The 23,051-nt window shown below is 59.8% G+C and carries 21 protein-coding genes; 14 read left to right on the top strand and 7 right to left on the bottom strand.

What is annotated here, in order from left to right:
* Nucleotides 1-391: 391 nt before the first annotated feature.
* From Z945_RS0107575 to Z945_RS0107615, 9 genes are all read left to right on the top strand, one after another.
* Nucleotides 392-1,783: an aminotransferase family protein gene (locus Z945_RS0107575; protein ID WP_025051497.1), complete on the top strand. Its 1,392-nt coding sequence runs from the start codon at nucleotides 392-394 to the stop codon at nucleotides 1,781-1,783.
* A 164-nt stretch (nucleotides 1,784-1,947) separates the two neighbouring features.
* Nucleotides 1,948-2,211: a glycine zipper 2TM domain-containing protein gene (locus Z945_RS0107580; protein ID WP_025051498.1), complete on the top strand. Its 264-nt coding sequence runs from the start codon at nucleotides 1,948-1,950 to the stop codon at nucleotides 2,209-2,211.
* 186 nt (nucleotides 2,212-2,397) lie between these two features.
* The gene (gene pdxR / locus Z945_RS0107585) at nucleotides 2,398-3,879 is read left to right on the top strand and encodes a MocR-like pyridoxine biosynthesis transcription factor PdxR (protein WP_025051499.1); all 1,482 of its coding nucleotides are present in this window, start codon (nucleotides 2,398-2,400) and stop codon (nucleotides 3,877-3,879) included.
* 89 nt (nucleotides 3,880-3,968) lie between these two features.
* Entirely contained in the window at nucleotides 3,969-5,750 is a 1,782-nt protein-coding gene (xsc, locus tag Z945_RS0107590) for a sulfoacetaldehyde acetyltransferase (RefSeq protein ID WP_025051500.1), read from the top strand.
* Between the two features lie 19 nt (nucleotides 5,751-5,769).
* Nucleotides 5,770-6,876, top strand: a complete 1,107-nt coding sequence (locus Z945_RS0107595) for an acetate/propionate family kinase (RefSeq protein ID WP_037970873.1) — start codon at nucleotides 5,770-5,772, stop codon at nucleotides 6,874-6,876.
* A complete protein-coding gene (locus Z945_RS0107600) occupies nucleotides 6,869-7,627 on the top strand; it encodes a sulfite exporter TauE/SafE family protein (RefSeq protein WP_025051502.1) in 759 nt (252 codons plus the stop codon). Before Z945_RS0107595 ends, Z945_RS0107600 begins: the two co-directional genes overlap by 8 nt.
* A 20-nt stretch (nucleotides 7,628-7,647) precedes the next feature.
* Nucleotides 7,648-10,476 (top strand): molybdopterin oxidoreductase family protein, encoded by a 2,829-nt coding sequence (locus tag Z945_RS0107605; RefSeq protein WP_025051503.1) that lies wholly within the window; start codon nucleotides 7,648-7,650, stop codon nucleotides 10,474-10,476.
* Nucleotides 10,477-10,567: 91 nt separating this feature from the next.
* Nucleotides 10,568-11,314, top strand: a complete 747-nt coding sequence (locus Z945_RS0107610) for a 4Fe-4S dicluster domain-containing protein (protein ID WP_025051504.1) — start codon at nucleotides 10,568-10,570, stop codon at nucleotides 11,312-11,314.
* Nucleotides 11,314-12,186 carry a dimethyl sulfoxide reductase anchor subunit family protein gene (locus Z945_RS0107615; protein ID WP_025051505.1) on the top strand — a complete coding sequence of 291 codons (873 nt, stop codon included), beginning with the start codon at nucleotides 11,314-11,316 and terminating at the stop codon, nucleotides 12,184-12,186. The genes Z945_RS0107610 and Z945_RS0107615 overlap by 1 nt, the downstream gene beginning before the upstream one ends.
* An 8-nt stretch (nucleotides 12,187-12,194) precedes the next feature.
* On the opposite strand, the gene dapA is transcribed toward Z945_RS0107615, so the two are convergent.
* Nucleotides 12,195-13,070, bottom strand: coding sequence for a 4-hydroxy-tetrahydrodipicolinate synthase (gene dapA / locus Z945_RS0107620; protein WP_025051506.1), 876 nt, complete (start codon nucleotides 13,068-13,070; stop codon nucleotides 12,195-12,197).
* Between the two features lie 127 nt (nucleotides 13,071-13,197).
* On the opposite strand from dapA, the gene Z945_RS0107625 reads away from it, so the two are divergent.
* A complete protein-coding gene (locus tag Z945_RS0107625; RefSeq protein WP_025051507.1) occupies nucleotides 13,198-15,171 on the top strand; it encodes a lytic transglycosylase domain-containing protein in 1,974 nt (657 codons plus the stop codon).
* Here Z945_RS0107625 and Z945_RS0107630 read toward each other — a convergent pair.
* Together Z945_RS0107630 and mnmC2 are read right to left on the bottom strand one after the other, a co-directional pair.
* Entirely contained in the window at nucleotides 15,127-16,005 is an 879-nt protein-coding gene (locus tag Z945_RS0107630; protein ID WP_025051508.1) for a DMT family transporter, read from the bottom strand. The two genes, Z945_RS0107625 and Z945_RS0107630, sit on opposite strands and share 45 nt — an antisense overlap.
* Nucleotides 16,002-16,676: a tRNA (5-methylaminomethyl-2-thiouridine)(34)-methyltransferase MnmC2 gene (mnmC2, locus tag Z945_RS0107635; protein WP_025051509.1), complete on the bottom strand. Its 675-nt coding sequence runs from the start codon at nucleotides 16,674-16,676 to the stop codon at nucleotides 16,002-16,004. Before mnmC2 ends, Z945_RS0107630 begins: the two co-directional genes overlap by 4 nt.
* Nucleotides 16,677-16,728: 52 nt before the next feature.
* Between mnmC2 and Z945_RS0107640 the strand changes: the two genes are divergently transcribed.
* Nucleotides 16,729-17,766 carry an NAD(P)/FAD-dependent oxidoreductase gene (locus Z945_RS0107640; protein WP_025051510.1) on the top strand — a complete coding sequence of 346 codons (1,038 nt, stop codon included), beginning with the start codon at nucleotides 16,729-16,731 and terminating at the stop codon, nucleotides 17,764-17,766.
* On the opposite strand, the gene Z945_RS0107645 is transcribed toward Z945_RS0107640, so the two are convergent.
* Nucleotides 17,763-18,533, bottom strand: coding sequence for an HTD2 family dehydratase (locus Z945_RS0107645; protein WP_241434479.1), 771 nt, complete (start codon nucleotides 18,531-18,533; stop codon nucleotides 17,763-17,765). The genes Z945_RS0107640 and Z945_RS0107645 overlap by 4 nt on opposite strands.
* Before the next feature lie 68 nt (nucleotides 18,534-18,601).
* On the opposite strand from Z945_RS0107645, the gene Z945_RS0107650 reads away from it, so the two are divergent.
* Nucleotides 18,602-19,009: a VOC family protein gene (locus tag Z945_RS0107650; RefSeq protein WP_025051512.1), complete on the top strand. Its 408-nt coding sequence runs from the start codon at nucleotides 18,602-18,604 to the stop codon at nucleotides 19,007-19,009.
* On the opposite strand, the gene Z945_RS0107655 is transcribed toward Z945_RS0107650, so the two are convergent.
* The 3 genes from Z945_RS0107655 to Z945_RS0107665 form a co-directional block, all read right to left on the bottom strand.
* Nucleotides 19,006-19,542: an NADPH-dependent FMN reductase gene (locus Z945_RS0107655; protein WP_025051513.1), complete on the bottom strand. Its 537-nt coding sequence runs from the start codon at nucleotides 19,540-19,542 to the stop codon at nucleotides 19,006-19,008. The genes Z945_RS0107650 and Z945_RS0107655 overlap by 4 nt on opposite strands.
* Nucleotides 19,543-19,656: 114 nt before the next feature.
* On the bottom strand, nucleotides 19,657-20,334 hold the full coding sequence (locus tag Z945_RS0107660; protein ID WP_025051514.1) for a YiaD family glycine zipper/OmpA-like lipoprotein: 678 nt from the start codon (nucleotides 20,332-20,334) through the stop codon (nucleotides 19,657-19,659).
* A 113-nt stretch (nucleotides 20,335-20,447) separates the two neighbouring features.
* Nucleotides 20,448-21,311, bottom strand: coding sequence for a bifunctional helix-turn-helix domain-containing protein/methylated-DNA--[protein]-cysteine S-methyltransferase (locus Z945_RS0107665; protein ID WP_025051515.1), 864 nt, complete (start codon nucleotides 21,309-21,311; stop codon nucleotides 20,448-20,450).
* A gap of 90 nt (nucleotides 21,312-21,401) precedes the next feature.
* Here Z945_RS0107665 and nth point away from each other — a divergent pair, with 90 nt between their 5' ends.
* Nucleotides 21,402-22,052 carry an endonuclease III gene (gene nth, locus Z945_RS0107670; RefSeq protein WP_025051516.1) on the top strand — a complete coding sequence of 217 codons (651 nt, stop codon included), beginning with the start codon at nucleotides 21,402-21,404 and terminating at the stop codon, nucleotides 22,050-22,052.
* Between the two features lie 9 nt (nucleotides 22,053-22,061).
* Nucleotides 22,062-23,051, top strand: a complete 990-nt coding sequence (locus Z945_RS0107675; RefSeq protein WP_025051517.1) for an adenosine kinase — start codon at nucleotides 22,062-22,064, stop codon at nucleotides 23,049-23,051.

The raw sequence follows: 23,051 nt of genomic DNA on the forward strand, positions 1-23,051 counted from the left end.
TTCCATTGAACCCAAGGCGTCGAAATGCATGCACAAACCGCTTGGATGTTGTGCAATGGACTATTTGAAATGGATTGCGAGCATAGATGATATGTCCAATTTGCGCATAGCCTTGAGTCCACGCGACCTTGTGCAGGCGATGGCGCGCGGTGTGTCTCACCCCATATTTTAGGCAAGTGCATCGTCCAGCACGTTGCCCCCCAACCCGCCTCCGACCACCTTCCAGGCACATCCGCAGCTGTTTCCAGCGTTAGACAGGCGCAAATTCTGGCGCTACAGTCAAAGGGTGTCTGGCCCTACTCGATTCTCGGATTTTTCAGCACTGATTGGAAAACACGGGGGCCTTTGCACCGTGATTTCACGCATCATCTCTTATTGAAAGGTCTGGCACATGGACGGCAATTTCAACGAAAACGACATCTCCCGTGTTGTCGAGGCGGACCGCGCCCACATCTGGCATCACCTGAGCCAGCACAAGCCGTACGAGACAACTGATCCCCGCATCATCGTCGAAGGCAAGGGTATGCGCGTTTGGGACCAGAAGGGCAAAGAGCACATTGATGCCGTGTCCGGTGGCGTCTGGACCGTCAACGTTGGCTACGGCCGCGAGCGGATCGCCGATGCCGTGCGCGACCAGCTTGTCAAACTGAACTTCTTTGCGGGTTCCGCCGGTTCGATCCCCGGCTCCAACTTTGCCCAGATGCTGATCGACAAGATGCCCGGCATGTCCCGCGTCTATTACGCGTCTTCCGGATCCGAGGCGAACGAGAAGGGCTTTAAAATGGTCCGCCAGATTGCGCATAAGCGGTACGGCGGCAAAAAGCACAAGATCCTCTACCGCGATCGTGATTACCACGGCGGCACCATCGGCACGATGGCCGCGGGCGGGCAGGACGAGCGGAACGCGCAGTATGGCCCTTTCCCCGAAGGCTTCATCCGCGTCCCGCATTGTCTCGAGTATCGCAAACACGAACAGGACGGCGCGCCCGATGAAAACTACGGCGTCTGGGCCGCCGACCAGATCGAAGCGGTCATTCTGCGCGAGGGTCCCGAGACTGTTGGCGCGCTTTGCCTTGAGCCTGTGACCGCAGGCGGCGGCGTCATCACGCCCCCCGACGGCTATTGGGATCGCGTGCAGGAGATCTGTAAAAAGTACGACATTCTACTGCACATCGACGAGGTCGTCTGCGGTGTGGGCCGCACCGGCACTTGGTTTGGCTATCAGCAATACGGCATCAAACCCGACATTGTGACCATGGCAAAGGGTGTTGCCTCCGGTTACGCTGCAATCTCCTGCACAGTCACGACCGAAGCCGTCTTTGACATGTTCAAGGACGATGCGGCGGACCATATGAATTACTTCCGCGACATCTCGACCTTTGGCGGATGTACCGCGGGCCCCGCAGCGGGGATCGAGAATATGCGCATCATCGAAGAAGAGGATCTGCTGCAGAACACCACCGATATGGGCGGTTACATGCTGGACCAGTTGAACGCGCTGGCCGACAAACATAGCGTGATCGGGCATGTACGCGGCAAGGGTCTGTTTCTGGGGGCCGAACTGGTCACTGACCGCGACAGCCGTGATCCGGTTGCCGAGGCGCTGGTGGGCAAGGTGGTCGCCGACTGCATGCAGCAGGGTGTGATTATCGGCGCGACCAACCGTTCCCTGCCGGGCAAGAACAACACCCTTTGTTTCTCCCCCGCGCTGATCGCGACCAAAGACGACATCAACCAAATCGTGACGGCGGTAGATGGTGCCTTGGGCCGGGTGTTTGGCTGAACCAAGCCAAGCGGCATTCACGCAATCGCCGGGCATCGCCCCGGCGATTTGCATTTGAATTGGCACGATCAGCTAATTCTCGCTCAAAGCTTCGATACCAGAATCTTGTTGGAACCCTTTGCGCTGCGACACGTTAACACATCAATCAATTAATGGAGTCCAACATGAAAAAGCTTATCCTTTCCTTGCCGCTGATGGCCGCCTTGGCAGCCTGCGCGCCTGCCGATCAGCAGACAAACACACTCGCCGGTGCCGCTCTTGGTGCCGCTGCCGGTGCTGCAGTTTCGGGCGACGATGATAAGGTTGTGGGTGCGCTGGTTGGTGGTGCAGCCGGTGCCGCAGCGGGCAGCTACTTGGGCCGTACATCAAGCGGTGCTTGCGTCTACCAGAACGCAGACGGCTCCCGCTACACGGCAGCTTGCCCATAAACCAGAAATTCAGAATACTGAAATGAAACGAAACCCGGCCATTGTGCCGGGTTTTTTTCATATAGACCTTACGCCAGACGCGTCATGGCTGGCGCGTCCAGCCGACCGGCGTGCCCTGTCCCAACCATATTCACACGGCGATATTACCAGATTGAAAACAATTTCGGTCCAGATTAGGCTCAGTCTATGACCCTTCCTGTCGAGACATTCTTTCTGAAACCGCAGGCGCAGGGCACGCTGCAACAACAGATACAGCAGATGATTGCGCAGGGCATATTGTCCGGCCGCTTTCAACAAGGCGAAAAACTCCCCTCGACGCGCAAACTCGCCGCACATCTGGGCGTCAGCCGGATCACCGTCACAATCGCCTATACTGAGTTACTGGCGAATGACTACCTGACCTCCAAGGGGCGCTCGGGCTATTTTGTGTCGGAAAATGCCCCCGCACCGCCCGCCTTTACTGCGCTGCCTGAAGGGCCGGATGCCGTTGACTGGACCCGCGCCATCGGCCAAAAATTCAGTGGTGGTGCGGTCCTGACTAAGCCCGAAGGCTGGGCCAATTTCCGCTATCCCTTCATCTACGGGCAAGCAGACCCGAACCTGTTTGACCATGCGAATTGGCGGCTATGCGCTTTGCAGGCTTTGGGCCAGCGCGACTTTACTGCGTTGACCACGGACTACTACGATCAGGACGATCCGCAACTGATCGAATTCATCGTTCGTCACATCCTGCCCCGGCGTGGGATTACTGCGCGCCCCGAACAGATCCTGATTACATTGGGCGCTCAAAACGCGCTCTGGCTGACGACGCAAGTCCTGCTCACCCAACGCCGCTCTGCTGCGCTCGAAGATCCCTGCTATCCGGCGTTGCGCGAAATTCTGACGCAGTCCCGCGCCCATGTAACCCCTGTGCGCGTGGATCAGGACGGCCTGCCCCCGGATGCCATTCCGCCCGAAACGGATGTGATCTTTGCCACGCCCAGCCATCAATGCCCAACCAATGCGACGATGCCGCTGGACCGCCGACAGGCGCTGCTTGACCACGCCCGCGCTATTGATGCGCTCATCGTCGAGGATGACTATGAATTCGAAATGTCGTTTCTGAAATCGCCCTCCCCCGCGCTCAAATCACTCGATGCCGATGGCCGGGTGATCTACGTGGGCAGCTTCTCCAAATCGCTTTTCCCGGGTCTGCGGCTTGGCTATCTGGTAGGCTCCGAACCCTTTATCCGCGAGGCCCGCGCCTTGCGCGCCAGTGTGCTGCGCCACCCGCCCGGCCATATCCAGCGCACCGCGGCCTACTTTTTGTCCCTTGGTCACTACGACGCGCTGATCCGACGCATGGGCACCGCACTGCAGGACCGCCGCCGCGTGATGGAAGCCGCATTGGCCGCCCGAGGGCTGACCATTTCCGGCCGTGGCTATTTCGGCGGATCGTCCTTCTGGATGCGGGCACCGGTGGGCATCGACACGAAAGTTCTGGCCCGCCGCTTGCAAAGCAAAAGCGTGCTGATTGAGCCCGGCCACGTGTTTTTCGCGCCCGACCAGCACTCCTCGAACCACTACAGACTGGCCTATTCCTCCATCCCCAGCGCAAGGATTGCAGCAGGGGTCGATCTGATCGCAGATGAGATAGCCGGATTTGGCAGGTCTGGCCCTATTTCCTAACAATCACTGGCCCTAACCTGTATAGACTGAAAAGCCTAGCTTGCTCCAAAGACAGAATCGCATCCCCATAGAATCCAAGGAATCCCGCCATGAAAATGACCACCGAAGAAGCTTTCGTCAAAGTCCTGCAAATGCATGGGATCGACAATGCTTTCGGGATCATCGGCTCGGCCATGATGCCGATTTCCGATCTGTTCCCTGCGGCTGGCATCACGTTCTGGGATTGCGCCCACGAAACATCCGGTGGGATGATTGCGGATGGCTACACCCGCGCGTCCGGCAAAATGTCGATGGCGATTGCGCAGAACGGCCCCGGCATCACTAATTTCGTGACGCCGATCAAGACCGCCTATTGGAATCACACTCCGATGCTGCTGGTCACACCACAGGCCGCGAACAAAACCATCGGTCAGGGTGGGTTTCAGGAGATCGAGCAGATGAAACTGTTCGAAGACATGGTCTGCTATCAGGAAGAAGTCCGCGATCCGTCGCGCATGGCCGAAGTGCTGAACCGTGTGATCGAGAAAGCATGGCGCGGTTCTGCGCCTGCGCAGATCAACGTGCCGCGTGATTTCTGGACTCAAGTGATCGACATCGAACTGCCCCAGATCATCCGTCTTGAGCGCCCGCAGGGTGGTGAGCAAGCGGTCAAGGACGCAGCCAAGCTGCTGTCCGAGGCGGAGTTCCCCGTCATCCTGAACGGTGCGGGCGTAATTCTGTCGGGTGCCATTGACGCATCGGCCAAGCTGGCCGAAGCGCTGGATGCCCCTGTCGCCTGTAACTACCAGCACAACGATGCTTTCCCCGGTTCGCACCCATTGGCCATCGGCCCGCTTGGCTACAACGGGTCCAAAGCCGCGATGGAGATCATTCAAAAGGCCGACGTGGTGCTGGCGCTGGGCAACCGGTTGAACCCCTTCTCCACCCTGCCCGGCTACGGCATCAACTATTGGCCCACGGACGCCAAGGTCATTCAGGTAGACATCAACTCTGACCGGATTGGCCTGACCAAAAAGGTCGATGTGGCCATTCAGGGCGATGCAAAGCGCGTGGCCGAACAACTGTTAGAGAACCTCGGCGCGGGTGCCGGCGACAAAGGTCGGCAAGAGCGCAAGGATCTGGTGGGCCTGACAAAATCCCGCTGGGCGCAGGAGCTGTCGTCGATGGATCACGAGGATGACACCGACGAGGGCATCGATTGGAACGAGCGGGCCCGCAACCGGCAGCCCGACCGCATGTCGCCCCGCATGGCCTGGCGTGCGATCATGTCCGCGATGCCCAAGGACGCGATCATCAGCTCTGACATCGGCAACAACTGCGCCATTGGCAATGCCTATCCGTCCTTTGACAAGGGCCGCAAATATCTCGCACCCGGTTTGTTCGGGCCCTGTGGCTATGGGCTGCCTGCGATACTCGGGGCCAAGATCGGATGCCCCGATGTTCCGGTCATCGGCTTTGCCGGGGACGGCGCATTCGGCATCTCCATGAATGAGATGACAGCCTGTGGGCGCGGCGACTGGCCTGCGATCACCATGGTCATATTCCGCAACTACCAGTGGGGCGCGGAAAAGCGGAACACCACGCTGTGGTTCAAGGACAACTTTGTCGGCACCGAACTGAACGAAGGCGTGAACTATGCCGAGATCGCCAAGGGGTGTGGTCTGAAAGGCGTGCAGGTCGACGGAATGCAAGACCTGACAGAGGCGCTGAACACAGCCGTTAAAGAGCAAATGAAGGATGGGATCACCACCTTTATCGAAGTTATCCTGAACCAGGAGCTGGGCGAGCCGTTCCGCCGCGATGCAATGAAAAAGCCGGTGCAGGTGGCAGGCATCAGCAAGGATGACATGCGCCAGCAACAGACTGTGTAAGGGCTTGGACCGGGCCGCCGTGATCAAAGCAGCCATCCTTGTCCTGAACGCCGGCTCTTCCTCTATCAAGGCGGCCCTTTTTGACTCAGACCTCACCGAGGTTTTGCGGATCGAGGCAAGCGGCATTGCAGAGACGGAGGGCAAGCTGGTCTGTGCAGGGCGGGTACAGCCCTGCCAGCTACCAGATAATGCGGCGGCCCTCGACGCGGTCCTGAGATCACTGGTAAACGAGGGTATCGCGCTGAGCGATCTGCAAGGCGTGGCGCATCGTGTCGTGCACGGGGGGCCGCACCTGACCCGTGCCGAACGCATCACCCCTGCGGTGCGCGATATGATCGCGGCCAGCATCCCTCTGGCCCCGCTGCATAATCCGCATCATTTGGCTGCCATTAATGCAATTGCTGCACAGGCCCCCGATTTGCCCCAATGTGCCAGCTTCGACACCGCTTTTCATGCCAGCCTTCCAGAGGTCTCCTATCGCTATGCGCTGCCAGATGATCCCGAACATGCCGACCTGCGGCGCTACGGATTTCATGGCAACAGCTATGCGGCCATGGTGCACGCGCTTTCCCAACGCCCGGACGGCGTGCCGCCGCGCCTGTTGGCTATGCATCTGGGCAATGGTGCCTCGCTTTGCGCCATTCACGAGGGAAAGTCGGTTGCGACCACCATGGGATATTCGCCGCTTAGCGGTCTGACCATGGGCACGCGCGCGGGTGAAATTGACGCCGGCGCTGTCTTGCGTCTCGTGCGGGATCTGGGGTTGGAGAGTGCGGAGACCCTGTTGTACCACCGCGCCGGTTTGCTGGGCCTATCAAATCTCAGCGCCGATATGCGCACCGTTAGCCAAAGCGAAACACCGCAGGCCCGTTTTGCCATCGACCATTTTTGCTACTGGATCAAACGGCATGCGGGATCAATGATCGCGGCCATGGAAGGCCTTGACGCCGTGGCCTTCACCGGCGGGATCGGCGAAAATGCCCGCGACATCACGGACAGGATTCAGCGTGACCTTTCCTGGGCCGGACCGTTCGAGACGCTTGTGATCCCCGCCGCAGAAGAATTGCATATTGCCCGCGAGGCACAAACGCTGCTGACGCAAGGCGAAAAGGGTTCAGATGTTTGACGCCTGGGGCCAACTCTCGCTCTCCTCTGGCGAGGTGGCAGCGCTGATCGTCATCGTCTTTGTTGCCGGTCTGGTGCGTGGGTTTTCGGGTTTTGCCCTATCGGCATTGGTCATGGCATCGGCAGCGAGCTTTGTGGCACCCATCCTGCTTATCCCGATCCTCTGGTTTCAGGAAATATCCGCCAGTCTGTTGATGGCCAGCGGCGGCTGGCGCGATGCGAACCGCAAGCGGGCCGCGCTTTTGGTCGTCGGCAACTGGCTGGGCTGGCCGCTGGGCCTATGGATGACAATCAGCCTGCCGGTAGAGACCTCGAAACGCATTGCACTAACGGTCATCGTTATCCTCGCAGCGCTACAACTGCTCAAGGTCAACATCCCTGCGCTCGCCAGCCGTACCGGTACCCTGATCACCGGAGTTGTTGCCGGGATCGTATCCGGTGTCGCACATGTCGGCGGCATGGTCGTGGCGCTTTGTGTGCTCAGCCAGAACGAAAGCGCACGTTCCATGCGCGGCACGTTAGTGCTCTATCTCTTCGCCGGCTCACTTGGTTCGTTGATCTATCTGATCTTTTTTGGCGTGATGACCTATACCGCGCTGCTCTGTGCTCTTACGCTGATACCCGCCACACTGCTGGGTGTCTGGCTGGGCACAAAGTTCTTCAACCCCCGGTGGGAACCCTACTACAAACCTTTCTGCCTGTGCCTGCTGATCGGCTTGGCGGCATTCTCCCTGCTCCGCAGCCTGATCTGACCTGAAAAGGACCGCTTCGCATGACCCAACCGACGCTAGACCTGAGCCCCAAGGTATCGGACGAAATCCGCAAGACGACCTGCTACATGTGCGCCTGCCGCTGCGGCATCAACGTCCACATGAAGAAAGACGACGCGGGTGAGCTGCGCGTCGCCTATATCGAGGGCAACCGCGATCATCCGGTCAATCAGGGTGTGCTCTGCGCCAAAGGTTCGGCGGGCATCATGCAGCACAACGCACCCTCACGGCTGCGCGCACCTTTGAAACGGGTCGGCCCGCGTGGATCGGGCGAATTCGAGGAAATCTCATGGGATGAAGCCTATGACATTGCGGCAAGCTGGCTGAAACCGATCCGCGACACCAACCCTGAGAAGCTAGCTTTTTTCACCGGACGCGACCAGTCTCAGTCCTTCACCTCCTTCTGGGCGCAGAATTTTGGCACGCCCAACTATGCCGCCCATGGCGGGTTCTGTTCGGTAAACATGGCTGCCGCTGGCATCTATACAATGGGCGGTGCGTTCTGGGAATTTGGCCAGCCCGATTGGGACCACACAAAACTGTTCATGCTGTTTGGTGTGGCTGAAGACCACGACAGCAATCCCATCAAAATGGGGCTGGGCAAAATCAAGGCACGCGGCGCGCGGGTGATCGGCGTGAACCCGATCCGCACCGGATATAATGCCGTGGCGGATGATTGGGTCGGCATCACGCCCGGCACCGATGGTCTGTTCATCTTGGCGATGGTCCATTGCCTGATGAAGGCAGGCAAGATGGACCTGACCTATCTGGCTCAATACACCGACGCGCCCGTCCTGCTGAATATGGACGAGAAATCGCCAGACTATGGCCTTTACATGCGCGATGAGAACGGCAAGCAATTGGTGATCGACCGGACGACGGGCAAACTTGCCCCCTTCGACAGGCCAGGCGTGAAACCTGATCTGTCCGCTACCCACCGCGCCAAGGGCATCACCCATGTGCCCGTCTTTCACAAGATGGCCGAGAAGTACCTAAACGAGGAATACGCGCCCGAAGCGGTCGCCGACCGCTGCGGCATTCCCGCCAATCGTATCCGCGCCATCGCCGCCGAACTGGCCCGCGTCGCCTTTGACGAGGCATTCGAGCTGGACCAGGAATGGACCGACTTCCGCGGCGAAACGCACAAGACCATGACGGGCCGCCCGGTATCGTTTCACGCGATGCGCGGGATTTCGGCCCACGCCAACGGGTTCCAGACCTGTCGCGCCTTGCATGTGCTGCAAATCATCCTTGGCACGGTCGAGGTGCCGGGCGGGTTCCGCTTCAAACCGCCTTACCCCAAACCCGCGAGCGCGCATCCCAAACCGCATGTGGGCCTGACACCGGGTGCGCCGCTGAACGGTCCGCATCTGGGCTTTGTCCACGGCCCCGACGATCTGGCGTTGAAAGAAGACGGCACGCCCGCCCGCATCGACAAGGCCTTCACCTGGGAAAACCCCATGTCGGCCCACGGGTTGATGCACATGGTCATCAGCAATGCCCACGCGGGCGATCCTTACAAGATCGACACGCTGTTCATGTATATGGCGAACATGTCGTGGAATTCGTCGATGAACACCGGCGGCGTGATGGAGATGCTGACGGACAAGGATGAAAACGGCGACTATGTGATCCCGCATATCATCTACTCCGATGCCTATTCCTCCGAAATGGTTGCCTATTCCGACCTGATCCTGCCCGACACCACCTATCTGGAACGACACGATTGCATCTCCCTGCTGGACCGCCCGATCTGCGAGGCCGATGCGATGGCCGACGCGATCCGCTGGCCTGTGGTCGAACCGGACCGCAACGTGAAGGGTTTTCAATCCGCGCTCTGTGATCTGGGGGCCAAACTGGGCCTGCCGGGGTTTGTAAACGACGATGGCAGCCAGAAGTTCGCCGACTACGCCGATTATATCATCAACCACGAACGCCGTCCCGGCATCGGGCCACTGGCCGGCTGGCGTATGGGGGACAGAGGCCTGCAATCGGGGCGCGGCGGCGTGAACGCCAGCCAGATCGACAACTACATCGAAAACGGCGGCTTCTTTGTCGAACACGTTCCCGAAGACGCGAACTACTACAAACCGTGGAACATGGCCTACCAGAAATGGGCCGTCGACATGGGCCTCTTCGACAGTCCGCAACCCTATCTGTTCTCGCTTTATGTCGAACCGATGCGCAAGTTCCAGCTGGCCGCCGAAGGGCATGGCGACCGGCAACCGCCCAACCATCTCCGTCAGCGGATCAAAGACACGATGTCCCCCCTGCCCATCTGGTATGAGACAGATCAGCAAGGCAACGAAGGCTACACGATCACGGCCCTGACCCAGCGGCCTATGGCGATGTACCATTCCTGGGGATCGCAAAATGCATGGCTGCGGCAACTGCACGGCCACAACCCGCTGTATCTGCCGACCAAACTGATGCAGCAGCACGATCTGAGCGATGGCGACTGGGCGCGGGTCTCCTCTCCGCATGGCGAAATCACGGTGCCGGTCATGGAAATGGCCGCGCTGAATGAAAACACCGTCTGGACATGGAACGCTATCGGCAAGCGCAAAGGCGCATGGGCGCTGGACAAGGACGCACCAGAGGCCACCAAAGGTTTCCTGCTGAATCACCTTATCCACGAATTACTACCGCCCAAGGGCGACGGCCTGCGCTGGGCAAACTCCGACCCGATCACCGGACAAGCAGCGTGGTTCGATCTCAAGGTGCGCATCGAAAAGACCGATGCCCCCAAGGAATCGCGCCCCGAATATCCGCCTATCACATCCCCTGTGGGCCAGGGCCCCGACAAACTGGCTTGGAAGGTCGGCAAATGATGCTTTCTCTTTTTGGCCTTATATCCCGCGGGGAATCGATCTTTGATCGATGGGGCAGAGCCCCCTCCAACAAAAGCAAGGAGCGCCACATATGACGACCCTTCCCGAAACCACCCACAAGAAGCTCGGCCTTGTCATCGACCTCGATACCTGTGTCGGCTGTCATGCCTGTGTCATCTCCTGCAAGGGCTGGAACACCGAAAACTACGGCGCGCCCCTGTCTGACCAAGACCCTTATGGTGCCGATCCTTCCGGCACCTTCCTCAATCGCGTACACTCCTATGAAGTGCAACCAGCCGAAGGTGCGGCGCAACTGATCCACTTTCCCAAGTCCTGCCTGCATTGCGAAGACGCCCCCTGCGTCACGGTCTGCCCCACCGGTGCCAGCTATAAACGCGTCGAAGACGGCATCGTGCTGGTCAATGAGAGCGATTGCATCGGCTGCGGGCTGTGCGCCTGGGCCTGTCCCTACGGCGCACGCGAGATGGACGCCGAGGAAAAGGTGATGAAGAAATGCACCCTCTGCGTGGACCGTATCTATAACGAGAACATCCCCGAGGTAGACCGCGTGCCTTCCTGTGTGCGGACCTGTCCGGCGGGCGCGCGGCACTTCGGTGATCTGGGCGACCCTGACAGCGCTGTCAGCCAATTGGTGGCAGAGCGGGGCGGTATGGACCTGATGCCGGAACAGGGCACTAAACCCGTGAACAAATATCTACCACCGCGTCCCAAGGATGCCTTGCCGGAATTCGACGTGCTGGCCCCCTTCCTCGATCCAGTGATCGCCGAACCGAAAGGTTTCCTCGGCTGGCTCGACAAAGCGCTGGAGAAACTCTGATGCATCCCGCGCCGTCCGTCATCTTTTTCTCGACCTTTTCGGGCCTGGGCTTTGGCCTGCTGTTCTTTTTGGGTTTCGGCTTTCCCGCCGTAACCGGCTTCACCGCATTTGCCTTTTTTGCCATCGCCTATGTGCTGGCAGTGGGCGGATTGATCGCTTCCACCTTCCACCTTGGGCATCCCGAAAGGGCGCTCAAAGCCTTTACGCAATGGCGTTCAAGCTGGCTGAGTCGTGAAGGTTGGTGCGCAGTTGCGGCACTCTTGGTGATGGCCCTTTACGGCGCGGGGCTGGTCTTTCTGGAACAACGCTGGACGGTGCTGGGCATTATCGGAGCATTCCTGTCCATCGGAACAGTTTTCACCACAGCCATGATCTATGGACAGCTCAAGACGGTCCCCCGTTGGAACACCCCCCTGACCCCTGCTTATTTACTGTCGATCAGCATCGCCGGTGGTGCCTTGATGGCCGGACAGATCACATGGGCCATTGCCTTGCTGGTTCTTGCCGGTGCCGTGCAGGTGATCACATGGACAATGGGCGACAATGCCTTCGAGTCGGCTGGCACCGATCTGGCGAGTGCCACGCAGCTAGGCAACATCGGTACCGTCCGCTCGTTCGAGCCGCCGCATACAGGCACCAACTACCTGCTGCGTGAGTTCGTCTATGTGATCGGGCGTAAGCATGCGCTGAAACTGCGGGTCATCGCACTGGGGTTAATGGTGGTGCTGCCGGTTCTCGTGCTGCTCTTACCGTTCAACCACTGGCTCGCGCTTGTCGCTGTGCTGTCCCATGTGGCAGGCGTGCTCGCCTCGCGCTGGCTGTTCTTTGCGCAAGCCGAGCATGTTGTGGGTCTGTACTACGGCAAGCGCTGACGAGGGCGTTAGGTCAGCAGACCCGCGTGGCGCATGCCCTCTTCGACCAAGCCCTTGGTCTCGTCAGACAGGCCGGTCAGCGGCAGGCGCACCTCTTCGGAACACAGGCCCAGACGCGACATGGCGTATTTTACGCCAACCAAGCCAGGCTCTGTAAAGATCGCCTTGTGCAGCGGCATCAGCTTGTCCTGAATTTCCAGCGCCTTGGCATAATCGCCTGCGGCACAGGCCGCTTGCAACGCGGCTGACAGTTGGGGTGCCACGTTCGCTGTGACCGAAATACAACCCACACCGCCCTGAGCGTTGAACCCATGCGCGGTGGGGTCTTCGCCGGACAACTGGCAGAAGTCCGGTCCACAGGTGATCCGCTGCATCGACACGCGCGCCAAATCGCCCGTGGCATCCTTGACACCGACAATGCGCGGCAACTTGGCCAGTTCACCCATCGTCGCTGGCGTCATGTCGATGACCGAACGGGGCGGGATATTGTAGATGATGATCGGCAGACCGCAGGCGTCATGGATCGCCGTGAAATGCGCAATCAGCCCGCGCTGGGTGGGCTTGTTGTAGTAGGGCGTAACCACAAGAACAGCATCTGCCCCGACCTTTTCGGCGTGCTGCGCGAGGCGGATCGACTCGACCGTGTTGTTCGATCCTGCTCCGGCGATCACCGGAATACGGCCCGCCGCAGCTTTGACCACTTCTTCGACCACAAGTTCGTGCTCGCGGTGTGTCAATGTCGGCGATTCGCCCGTGGTCCCTACAGGCACCAACCCGTTCGACCCTTCGCCGATGTGCCATTCCACCAGTTTCTTGAGCGTTTCCAGATCCAGTTCGCCGCCCTGAAACGGCGTGACGAGTGCAGGCAGTGAGCCATTGAACATTTGCACGCTCCTTTGATGTGCTGGCCGGCGCAAAACCGGACTGGGAACAAGGTGGCGACAGCTTCGTGATTTGATTGCGCCGCCCCATGGGATATGTTGGAAGGCTGTAGCCCCTAGATCACAGGAAATGCAAGCGATGACACGGATTCTAACCGCACTGCTGCTGGTATTTGTGACCGCGTTGCCCAGCTTGGCCGAGCGACCGCGCCCTTTGGGCTGGGCCATCGAGGCGATGCGACAGGGCAATTGGGACAGCGCGCGGCAGCTTGCAGCCCGTGATGGGCAGGTTGCTGCCGATGTGATCGAATGGCACCGTTTGCGGGCGGGACGCGGTACCTTTGAACAGGTGCAGACATTCCTTGAGCGCCGCCCCGACTGGCCGGGAGAGACTTATCTGCGCAAGCAATCAGAGGACGCTGTGATCAAGGAAGATGACAGTGCGGTGCTTGCCTTCTTTTTGCAACAGCCGCCTCAAACCCCGCGCGCTGTGCTGGCCCATGCCGCCGCACTTACCCGCGCTGGTCAGTCTGCGAAGGCGCAGGACAGCGTGACGAACGCCTGGCTAACCATGCCGATGAATGCGACCTCGCAAGCGCTGTTTCTGGCCGAACATGCCGAGCTGCTTAAACCGCACCACCGCGACCGGCTGGATGCGATGCTTTGGGCCCGGGAACATACCAAGGCCCGGCAGATGTTCGACCTTGTCGACAAAGCCGATATTGCTTTGGCTGAAACGCGGATCGCGCTGCAGCGGCGGCAGGGCGACGTGAACGCCATGATCAATGCTTTGCCCGCGCCACAAAACACCGACGCAGGGTTGCAAGCAGACCGTTTCGAATGGCGCATTCGCAAGGGGTTGGTGAACGATGCCAAGACGCTTTTGCTGGAACAATCGACCAGCGTTGAGGCACTGGGCAATCCCGCCGCCTGGGCAAACCGGCGCCGCGCGTTGGCCCGGGGCGAGATGCGCTCTGGCGATCCTGTGCGCGCCTACCAAATGGCCTCCCAGCATTTCTTGACTGATGGGTCGCACTATGCGGATCTGGAATGGCTTTCAGGCTATATCGCGTTGAGGTTTTTGAAAGACAACGATGCCGCCTACCAGCATTTCCTAAACCACGACCGCGCTGTCGCATCGCCCATTTCCCAAGGCCGCGCGGGGTATTGGCAGGGCCGCGCACTCGAAGCGATGGGCAAGATCGAAGAAGCCGCCAAAGCCTATGCGATGGGTGCGAAATACCAGACCTCGTTCTATGGACTGCTTGCCGCTGAACGCGCCGGATTGCCGTTCGATCAGGACCTAGTCGGTGCGCCGCCTGCCATCGACTGGCGCAAATCGCCTTTGGCCGCTGCGCCGTTGTTCGAGGCAGGATTGCTGCTGCAAGCTTCGGGCGAGGTGTCGCTGGCCGAGCGGTTCTGGACCCATCTGGCCGAACAACTGGTGGCCGAAGACATCGCGCTGCTGGGACAAGCCGCCATCGACGCCGACCAGCCGCATTTGGCGGTGATGATCGGCAAACGCGCCGCGCAGCGTGGCTTGACCATCGCGGCCCCCTATTATCCGCTGCATTCCCTGACCGAGATGGACCTGCCCATGTCGCCCGACATGACGCTGGCCATTGCACGCCGCGAAAGCGAATTTGACGCCGGCGTGCAAAGCGGCGCAGGCGCGCGCGGTTTGATGCAGGTGATGCCCGCGACCGCCCGCGATGTGGCGCGCGATCTGGGCGTTTTAGCACTACACAGCACCGACAGATTGACCGCCGATCCCGACTACAACGCCCGGCTTGGCGCGAAATATCTATCGCAGATGGCCGGACGCTTTGACGGTAATGTGGTGATGGTATCAGCGGCCTATAACGCCGGACCTGCGCGTCCGCCACGCTGGATGGAGGATTATGGCGACCCGCGCGCGGGGGAAATTGATATCGTCGACTGGATCGAGATGGTCCCGTTTCGCGAGACGCAAAATTACATCATGCGTGTCACGGAAAGCTTGCCAGTCTACCGTGCACGGTTGGGGATGGACCCGCTGCCCATCCCATTCAGCGAGGAACTAGTCGGCAGCACGCTGAAGGCGTTCGCGCCAGAAGGTGAATAGCCCCGCCGCGACAATCAGCGCGGCACCGATGGCGACATTGGTCCGCACGGTTTCGCCAAAAATACTGATCCCGATGATCGCTGCGAAGACCAGTTGCAAATAAGCAAAAGGCTGAACCGCGCTGGCCTCTGCCACCTCATAACATTTGATCAACAGCCAATGTCCTGTCACGCCGGTTATGCAGAGACAGCCCATATAGAACCAATCTGAAGCGATCATCGGCTCCCAAAACCATACGCCAGCGCATGTCATCGCCACTGACCCCATAACACCCGTCCAGAAAAAGCTTGTGGCGGTGGTATCTTCGCGTGCGACATAGCGTGTCAGCAATCCGTAGACCGCGAACATCGCCGCCGCCAGCAGCGGGATCGCCGCCGCCGGATCAAACACACTCATCCCCGGCTGCAGAATGATAAGCACACCGACAAAGCCGACACCGATCGCTGCCCAGCGCCGCCAGCCGACCTGTTCGCCCAACACGGGGCCCGAAAGCGCCGCGACCAACAGCGGATAGCACGTGAAAACAGCATGGCTTTCGACCAGCCCTAGAATGGTGAATGCGACCACCATCACGCAAATCTCCGCCGCCAGCAGCAGTCCGCGTGCCGCTTGTAACAGCGGTTGCGAGGTTTGCGCCGCGGCACGAAGACTGCCTGCGTTGCGTTTGGCGATGGCCATCACGAATGCCGCGAAGAACCAATATCGGATCATCACAACCATCATCACATTGTATTCCGAAGCGAGGTGCCGCGAGAGCCCGTCCTGAACGGCAAATACAAATGTCGTGGCGACCATCAGACCAATGCCAAGAGGGATGTTGTTGCTCTGGCTCATACTGGCATCCTCGCGCGGGTCATATGCCGTTTGCGGCCAAAGCCTGATGTGCGCTCTACCTCAAAGCCTGCATCAGTCAAACCGCGCCGCACAAATCCCGCAGCAGTATAAGTTGCCGCCGTTCCATTCGTCACCGTATGGTTGGCAACCTCCGCCATCAGATCTTTCGACCAGAGTTCGGGGTTCTTTGCTGGCGAGAACCCGTCGAGAAACCAGGCATCGGCTTTGCCTTCCCAGCGGGGCAGCATCTCGCGGGCGTCACCCTCGATGACTTCGAGCCGCAAACCGGGAAGCTCTATCAAACCGCCCGCTCCTGTCCACGCTTCGGCCAAGGCATCGCGGCGACCGTTGAAATTTGGAAAGGCACGATGGGCCCGAACCATATCAGCAGGTGCCATCGGATAGGCCTCGAAACTGGTGAAATGCAACGCACCATTTTGACCCGACGCAATCCAGGCATCCCACGCCACCAACAGGTTCAGCCCGGTGCCAAATCCAAGTTCAGCAATCTGAAACCCCGGCGCAAAACGCGCGGGCAGGTCGTTGCCCCCCAAAAACACATGCTGAGTCTCGGCCACGCCATCCTCAAGGCTGAAGAACGGGTCGTCGAACAGGGTCGACACGGGCACGTCGCCGTCCCGCCACGCGATCTGATCTGACTGGTTCTGCATGGCGACACCGCGTAAAGAGTAACTGCGTCACATGTGCGCGAAGGAGAAACGCTTGGCAAGCTGCGATATCACTGTCCGGGGGGCCGGGATTTTCGGCCTATCCATTGCTTGGGCCGCTGTGCAGTGCGGCGCGCGGGTCCAGGTGATGGACCCGAACGGCCCAGCCAGCGGCAGCAGTGGCGGGATCGTCGGTGCGCTTGCCCCGCATGTGCCCGAAAACTGGAACGCCAAAAAGGCGTTTCAGTTTGAAAGCCTGCTGATGGCGCAGGATTTCTGGACGGGTGTTGAGGCCGCGAGCGGTGCCAGCAGCGGCTATGCACGCCACGGACGCCTGCAACCTATCGCAGACGATCACGCCCTCGATCTTGCGCACCAGCGGGCCGGTACAGCGCAGGAACTTTGGCAGGATCATGCGCGTTGGAAGGTGATCCCCGCAACCGATGCACCTTGGGAGCCGCACAGCCCGTCGGGCTACCTGATCTACGACACGCTGAGCGCCTTGGTTCATCCGCGCCGTGCCTGTGATGCGCTGGTGCAGGCATTGGCCGCCAACAGTGTGCGCATAGCGGCAGAAGCAGAGGACAGCGGGCAGACCATATGGGCCACCGGCGTGACGGGCCTCCAAGACCTCAGCGCCCAGCACAGCCGCAACATGGGGGGAGGCGTCAAAGGTCAGGCCGCCCTGCTGCAATATGATGCCAGCGGACAGCCACAGCTTTTTGCGGACGGATTGCACATCATCCCGCATTGTGACCGAACGGTCGCCATCGGATCAACGTCGGAGCGGGAGTATACGTCGCCGAGCGACACCGACGCGCAGCTTGACGAGGTGATCGCGCGGGCAAAAGCCGCCCTTCCGGCCTTGAAGGATGCACCCGTCATCGCCCGCTGGGCCGGGGTGCGCCCCCGCGCTCGCAGCCGCGCCCCGATGCTGGGGGCCTGGCCGGGCAAAGCCGGTCATTTCATCGCGAATGGCGGGTTCAAGATTGGCTTTGGGATGGCCCCCAAGGTGGCCGAGGTTATGGTCGATCTGCTGTTGGACGGGCGCGACAATATTCCGGATGGCTTTCGGGTAGAGGACAACCTCTAGCGCTCGGCAATCTCAACCGTTGCCGTCATGCATTGCCTGCCATCCGGCCCCCGCACCCACAGATCGGTCCCTTTAAGGCATAGCTCTGCTTTCTCGAAATGCATCAGGGGTGCCGTTGCTCGGAACGAAAAACGATGCAAAGCACCAAGATGCCGCTGCGCCATCAGCATGAGAAGCTGCGCCAGCAACGGACCATGCACCACCAACCCTGCATAGCCTTCAATATCGCGGGCATAATCCAGATCATAATGGATGCGGTGCCCGTTGAATGTCAGCGCCGAATAGCGAAACAGCAGCGTCGAGGTGAACTGCGCCTTTTCGCAAACCATCTCGTCGCATCGGGCTGTCGGTGGCACCGGCGTTGACGCCGCCGGGTTCGGGTCTTCGCGGTAAACCAAATCCTGCGTTTCGCTCAACGCCAATTTACCATTCTGATGCACATCATGGCGCAGAGTGACAAACCCAAGCGGCCCGCTGCGGCCCTCTTTGCGCTGTGCGTTTTCACAAGTGGTGGTGCGGGTCGCTGGCACCCCTGCAAGCAATGGCTGGTGAAACACCAGTCGCCCCGCCGCCCACATCCGGCGCGGCAAATCCAAATCGGGTATCAACCCGCCCATGCGCGAATGCCCGTCGCGCCCGAGCGCATCAGGCGGCTGCGGTTCCCAGAAATAGAGCTGATGGAAGAAAGGCGGCAGCGCATCACCCGCTACAATATCGGCCCCCTGCCCCAAAGCGACGCGCATCGCATTGGCCCGGGCCGGGTCCATTACATCGCTTTGACTTGTGCTTTGCATAGGGTCAGATTGCATACGTTTTAAGTAAGGAAGACCCGCCCATGTCGCAAGACCAACCACGTCTCGTCTCCCTGGATCATCTGGTGCTGACCGTTGCCGACATTCCCGCAACGCTCGCCTTTTATACAGAAGTGCTGGGAATGACCGTGCAGGAATTTACAGTCGCGGATGGCAGCACGCGGCAGGCTTTGCGGTTTGGGATGTCCAAGATCAATCTCCACCAACGCGGTGCGGAATTTGAGCCGAAGGCAAGCAAGCCCACGCCGGGCAGCGCGGATCTGTGCTTTATCACCGATCAACCGACGGCCGCATGGATCCGACATCTCTCCCATCATGGTATTGCGATTGAAGAAGGTCCGGTGCCGCGCAGTGGGGCCACCGGGCCGCTCACCTCTATCTACCTGCGCGACCCCGATCAGAACCTCATCGAGATTGCGACGCAGATCTAGATCATCTCGCGCAAAGACTTCATCAGTTGGGTCAGTTCCTTGATGTACATCTCGCCTTTCAGCTGACCGTTCTCGTCGAATTCTTCGCTGCTATTGGCCAGATGAATTTCCGGTCCTTGCAAGATGCGTGTGCGGAAAGGCACCATGAAACCACGCAGGATCATCTGTGCCCGCTCACCGCCCGCGCGCCCCGCCGCAGCGGACATGACCGCCACCGGTTTGTTGTCCCACGGCGCGCTCTCAACCCGGCTGATCCAGTCCAGCGCGTTCTTCAGCACACCCGACGGCCCCTTGTTGTACTCTACGGTCGAGATGATCACCGCATCGGCCTCGGCAATCTGTGCAGCGGCCTGCCTGACTGCCTCCGGCACGCCAGTGGCTGCTTCATCGTCGCCGCTATACAGCGGGAAACGGAGGTCCAGCAAACTGAACTCGTTTTCGCCAAAGAGGCGCGATGCCTCGTACAGAAGCTTGGTGTTTGTCGATGCGCCCCGCAGCGATCCCGAGATACCGACAAGTTTGGGTGTAGCCATTCAGTGGTCTCCAATCCGGTTGCAACTTGCCCTATACCTTGACCGGATACCCCAAAAAGCAAGAAGCCCCCGCGTGATGCAGGGGCTTCTGTGCGTTTTCGCTGAAATATCGGATCAGGACGGGTTCGGCAGGATCACAATTTCGACGCGGCGGTTTTGCGCTTTGCCTTCCGGTGTCAGGTTGCTGGCCACAGGCTGGTTTTCGCCCCGGCCAAACGTCTGAAGACGGCTTTGCGGTACACCATTGCTGACCAAGACATTTGTGACGGCCCGTGCGCGGCTTTCGGAGAGCGTTTGGTTATAGGCCGCATCGCCATCGCTGTCTGTGTGTCCAACGACCTGCAGCGTAGAATTGGAATAGACCTGTACGTTTTGCGCCAAGGCACGCAAATCACCCTGCAGCGTCGGGGTCACCGTGCTGCTGTCTGTGGCGAAAAGCAGACCACTGGGCATTGTAACGATCAAACGGTCGCCGGTATTTGAAATGGCGACATTGCTGCCCATTTGCTGACGCAGTTCGGCCTCTTGGCGGTCAAGCGAATAGCCGATGCCAGCACCCAGCGCGCCGCCCAGCACGGCACCTGCAAGCGCACCATCTGCGCGGTTGCCGTCGCCTTTAGACAGCGCGCCAATCAAAGCACCGGTGCCTGCACCGATCAGCGCACCATTCTTGGTTTTCTGGTTCGGATCACCCGGCTGGGCCAGGATATTGCCGCCACCCGGCTGCGTACATGCGCCCAGCGTCAGTGCGCCTGCAACGACGGCGACAAGGGAAAGTTTGGAAGAATTCATAGCAACTGCCTTAATATGTGTTGGCCCCGTTCGGGCAGGGCGCTTGGTATGTTCAGTATATATGCTCTGCCGGATGGAAAAATCACAGGGGAAATTTTTCGGCGTGAAGTCGCCTATCCCTCGGCGCGCGCCGCCTCGAATGCCAGCATCACGCGCTTGACCGGCAGACCCCAGTGATAGCCGCCCAACGCCCCCGACTTGCGCAATGCACGGTGACAGGGGATCAGCCAAGACACCGGATTGCGGCCCACGGCTGTGCCTACTGCACGCACCGCCTTTGGGTTGCCAACCGATGCCGCAATATCTGAGTAGGTCGTCACATAGCCCGACGGCACCCGCAACAGCGCCTCCCAGACCTTGATCTGAAAGGGTGCGCCAATGAGATAAAGTGGTGCTTTGTCCGCCACGCCGTCCTGCGCTCCGAAAGCCGTCAGCACCCAAGGGCGTAGCATCTCGGGATCTTCGACAAACTCTGCCAAGGGCCAACGCCGTGTCAGGTCGGCCATTGTGGCCTCTTCCCCCAACTCGGCAGCCAAAGCCAATCCGCAGATGCCTTTTTCCGTGCCCATCACCAGCACCTGACCAAAGGGGCTGTCGAACCACCCCCATGAAATGCGCAATCCTGCGCCTTGCCGTGCAAACTCTCCGGGGCTCATCGCCTCCCACCGCAGAAACATATCGTGCAGGCGGCCCGTGCCAGACAGGCCAACCTCATGCGCGGCCTCAAGCGTGGTGGCCTTCGTGCGCAGCATTTCCTTGGCCTGACCCAGCATTAGATACTGCTGATAGCGCTTTGGCGACACGCCGACCCAACGCGAGAACAAACGCTGGAAATGGGCAGGCGACATGCCCATCTCGGCTGCGACCTGATCAAGGCTGAGGGGTTCCTCGGCCCCGTCAAGGAGGTCAATCGCACGGCGCATCACCTTGTAATGATAGCCATCGTCCAAAGCGGGGATGTTCAGTGTCTGGTTCATACCCCCAATCTAAAGCCAACACCGCCGCCCCGCGACCCGAAACATGCGCAACTGCTTGCCCCTGTGCGTCGCATCGCGCATACCCTGCACATGGCAAAACAGCTCGACTATCATACCATCCGCGAGATTTTTACGCGTTTTGAGGCGGCGGACCCCGAACCCAAGGGGGAGCTGGATCACGTCAATGTTTATACGCTGGTCGTGGCCGTTGCCCTGTCAGCGCAGGCCACGGATGCAGGTGTGAACAAAGCGACTGCCGCGCTGTTCAAGATCGCGGACACCCCGCAAAAGATGCTGGATCTGGGGTTGGACGGGTTGACCGACCACATCAAAAGCATCGGCCTTTTCCGCCAGAAGGCGAAGAATGTAATGAAGCTCAGCCAGATACTGGTCGATGATTACGGCGGCGAAGTCCCTAATTCACGCGCTGCGCTGCAATCGCTGCCCGGCGTGGGCCGCAAGACCGCCAATGTCGTGTTAAACATGTGGTGGAACTTTCCTGCGCAGGCGGTGGACACGCATATCTTCCGGCTGGGCAATCGCAGCGGCATTGCACCGGGCAAAACGGTCGAGGCCGTTGAAAAAGCCATCGAAGACAACATTCCCGCCGATCAGCAGTTGCACGCCCATCACTGGATGATCCTGCACGGGCGCTATCATTGCAAAGCGCGCAAGCCGCAATGCCCGACCTGCCTGATCAAAGACCTCTGTGCCTTTGAGGACAAAACCGAACTTTCCTAAGGATTCCCCATGAAAACCTATGACCTTGTTGGCATCGGCAATGCCGTTGTGGATGTGATCAGCCAGACGGACGACAAATTCCTGACCGATATGAACATCGAGAAAGGGATCATGCAGCTGATCGAACAGGACCGCGGCGAAGTGCTGTATTCTGCGATGAAAGACTGCGTGCAAACGCCCGGTGGGTCGGTCGCCAATACCATCGCCGGGGCCGGTGCGCTGGGTCTGGACACTGCTTTCATCGGGCGCGTGCGCGACGATGAACTTGGCACCTTCTACGCCAGCGCGATGGCCGATCACGGTATTGATTTCGTCAATGCGCCCGTAGCGGATGGCGAGGCACCGACCTCGCGCAGCATGATCTTTGTCACCCCCGATGGGGAACGGTCGATGAATACCTATCTTGGCATCTCGACGGGGCTGTCTTCGGCGGATGTGCCTGCGAATGTGGCGGGCACTGCGCGGATGATGTTCCTCGAAGGCTATCTGTTTGATCAGGACGCGGGCAAGACCGCTTTTCGCGAAGCTGCACGCGCCAACACGGCGGGCGGCGGCATGGCAGGCATCGCCATTTCCGATCCGTTCTGCGTCGAGCGGCACCGCGCCGACTTTCTGGACCTGATCAAGAATGATCTGGGCTATGTCATTGGCAATGAGGCCGAGCTGAAATCACTGTTCGAAACCGACGATTTCGAGGCCGCTCTGTCAAAGACCGCTGACATCTGTCCCATCGTGGTCGCCACCCGCTCCGGCGATGGCGTGAGTGTGATCAAGGACGGCACCCGCGTCGATGTGCCCGTGACCGAGGTTACTCCCGTGGATGCCACCGGTGCCGGGGATCAATTCGCAGCCGGGTTCCTCTATGGTCTGGCCAAGGGGCTGAACCTTGAGACATGCGGGCGTATGGGCAACCTGTGTGCAGGCGAAGTGATCAGCCACATCGGGCCGCGCCCGCAAAAGGACATGCTGGCGGTGTTTAAAGCGGAAGGGCTGGTCTGA

The organism is Sulfitobacter noctilucae, assembly GCF_000622365.1.
GTDB classification, from domain to species: domain Bacteria; phylum Pseudomonadota; class Alphaproteobacteria; order Rhodobacterales; family Rhodobacteraceae; genus Sulfitobacter; species Sulfitobacter noctilucae.

Bases quoted from the DNA above. Each gene is read 5' to 3' on its own strand.
- Z945_RS0107575 (WP_025051497.1), top strand. From the start codon at position 392: ATGGACGGCAATTTCAACGAAAACGACATCTCCCGTGTTGTCGAGGCG.
- Z945_RS0107580 (WP_025051498.1), top strand. From the start codon at position 1,948: ATGAAAAAGCTTATCCTTTCCTTGCCGCTGATGGCCGCCTTGGCAGCC.
- pdxR (WP_025051499.1), top strand. From the start codon at position 2,398: ATGACCCTTCCTGTCGAGACATTCTTTCTGAAACCGCAGGCGCAGGGC.
- xsc (WP_025051500.1), top strand. From the start codon at position 3,969: ATGAAAATGACCACCGAAGAAGCTTTCGTCAAAGTCCTGCAAATGCAT.
- Z945_RS0107600 (WP_025051502.1), top strand. From the start codon at position 6,869: ATGTTTGACGCCTGGGGCCAACTCTCGCTCTCCTCTGGCGAGGTGGCA.
- Z945_RS0107605 (WP_025051503.1), top strand. From the start codon at position 7,648: ATGACCCAACCGACGCTAGACCTGAGCCCCAAGGTATCGGACGAAATC.
- Z945_RS0107610 (WP_025051504.1), top strand. From the start codon at position 10,568: ATGACGACCCTTCCCGAAACCACCCACAAGAAGCTCGGCCTTGTCATC.
- Z945_RS0107615 (WP_025051505.1), top strand. From the start codon at position 11,314: ATGCATCCCGCGCCGTCCGTCATCTTTTTCTCGACCTTTTCGGGCCTG.
- dapA (WP_025051506.1), bottom strand. From the start codon at position 13,070: ATGTTCAATGGCTCACTGCCTGCACTCGTCACGCCGTTTCAGGGCGGC.
- Z945_RS0107625 (WP_025051507.1), top strand. From the start codon at position 13,198: ATGCAAGCGATGACACGGATTCTAACCGCACTGCTGCTGGTATTTGTG.
- Z945_RS0107630 (WP_025051508.1), bottom strand. From the start codon at position 16,005: ATGAGCCAGAGCAACAACATCCCTCTTGGCATTGGTCTGATGGTCGCC.
- mnmC2 (WP_025051509.1), bottom strand. From the start codon at position 16,676: ATGCAGAACCAGTCAGATCAGATCGCGTGGCGGGACGGCGACGTGCCC.
- Z945_RS0107645 (WP_241434479.1), bottom strand. From the start codon at position 18,533: ATGGACCCGGCCCGGGCCAATGCGATGCGCGTCGCTTTGGGGCAGGGG.
- Z945_RS0107650 (WP_025051512.1), top strand. From the start codon at position 18,602: ATGTCGCAAGACCAACCACGTCTCGTCTCCCTGGATCATCTGGTGCTG.
- Z945_RS0107655 (WP_025051513.1), bottom strand. From the start codon at position 19,542: ATGGCTACACCCAAACTTGTCGGTATCTCGGGATCGCTGCGGGGCGCA.
- Z945_RS0107660 (WP_025051514.1), bottom strand. From the start codon at position 20,334: ATGAATTCTTCCAAACTTTCCCTTGTCGCCGTCGTTGCAGGCGCACTG.
- Z945_RS0107665 (WP_025051515.1), bottom strand. From the start codon at position 21,311: ATGAACCAGACACTGAACATCCCCGCTTTGGACGATGGCTATCATTAC.
- nth (WP_025051516.1), top strand. From the start codon at position 21,402: ATGGCAAAACAGCTCGACTATCATACCATCCGCGAGATTTTTACGCGT.
- Z945_RS0107675 (WP_025051517.1), top strand. From the start codon at position 22,062: ATGAAAACCTATGACCTTGTTGGCATCGGCAATGCCGTTGTGGATGTG.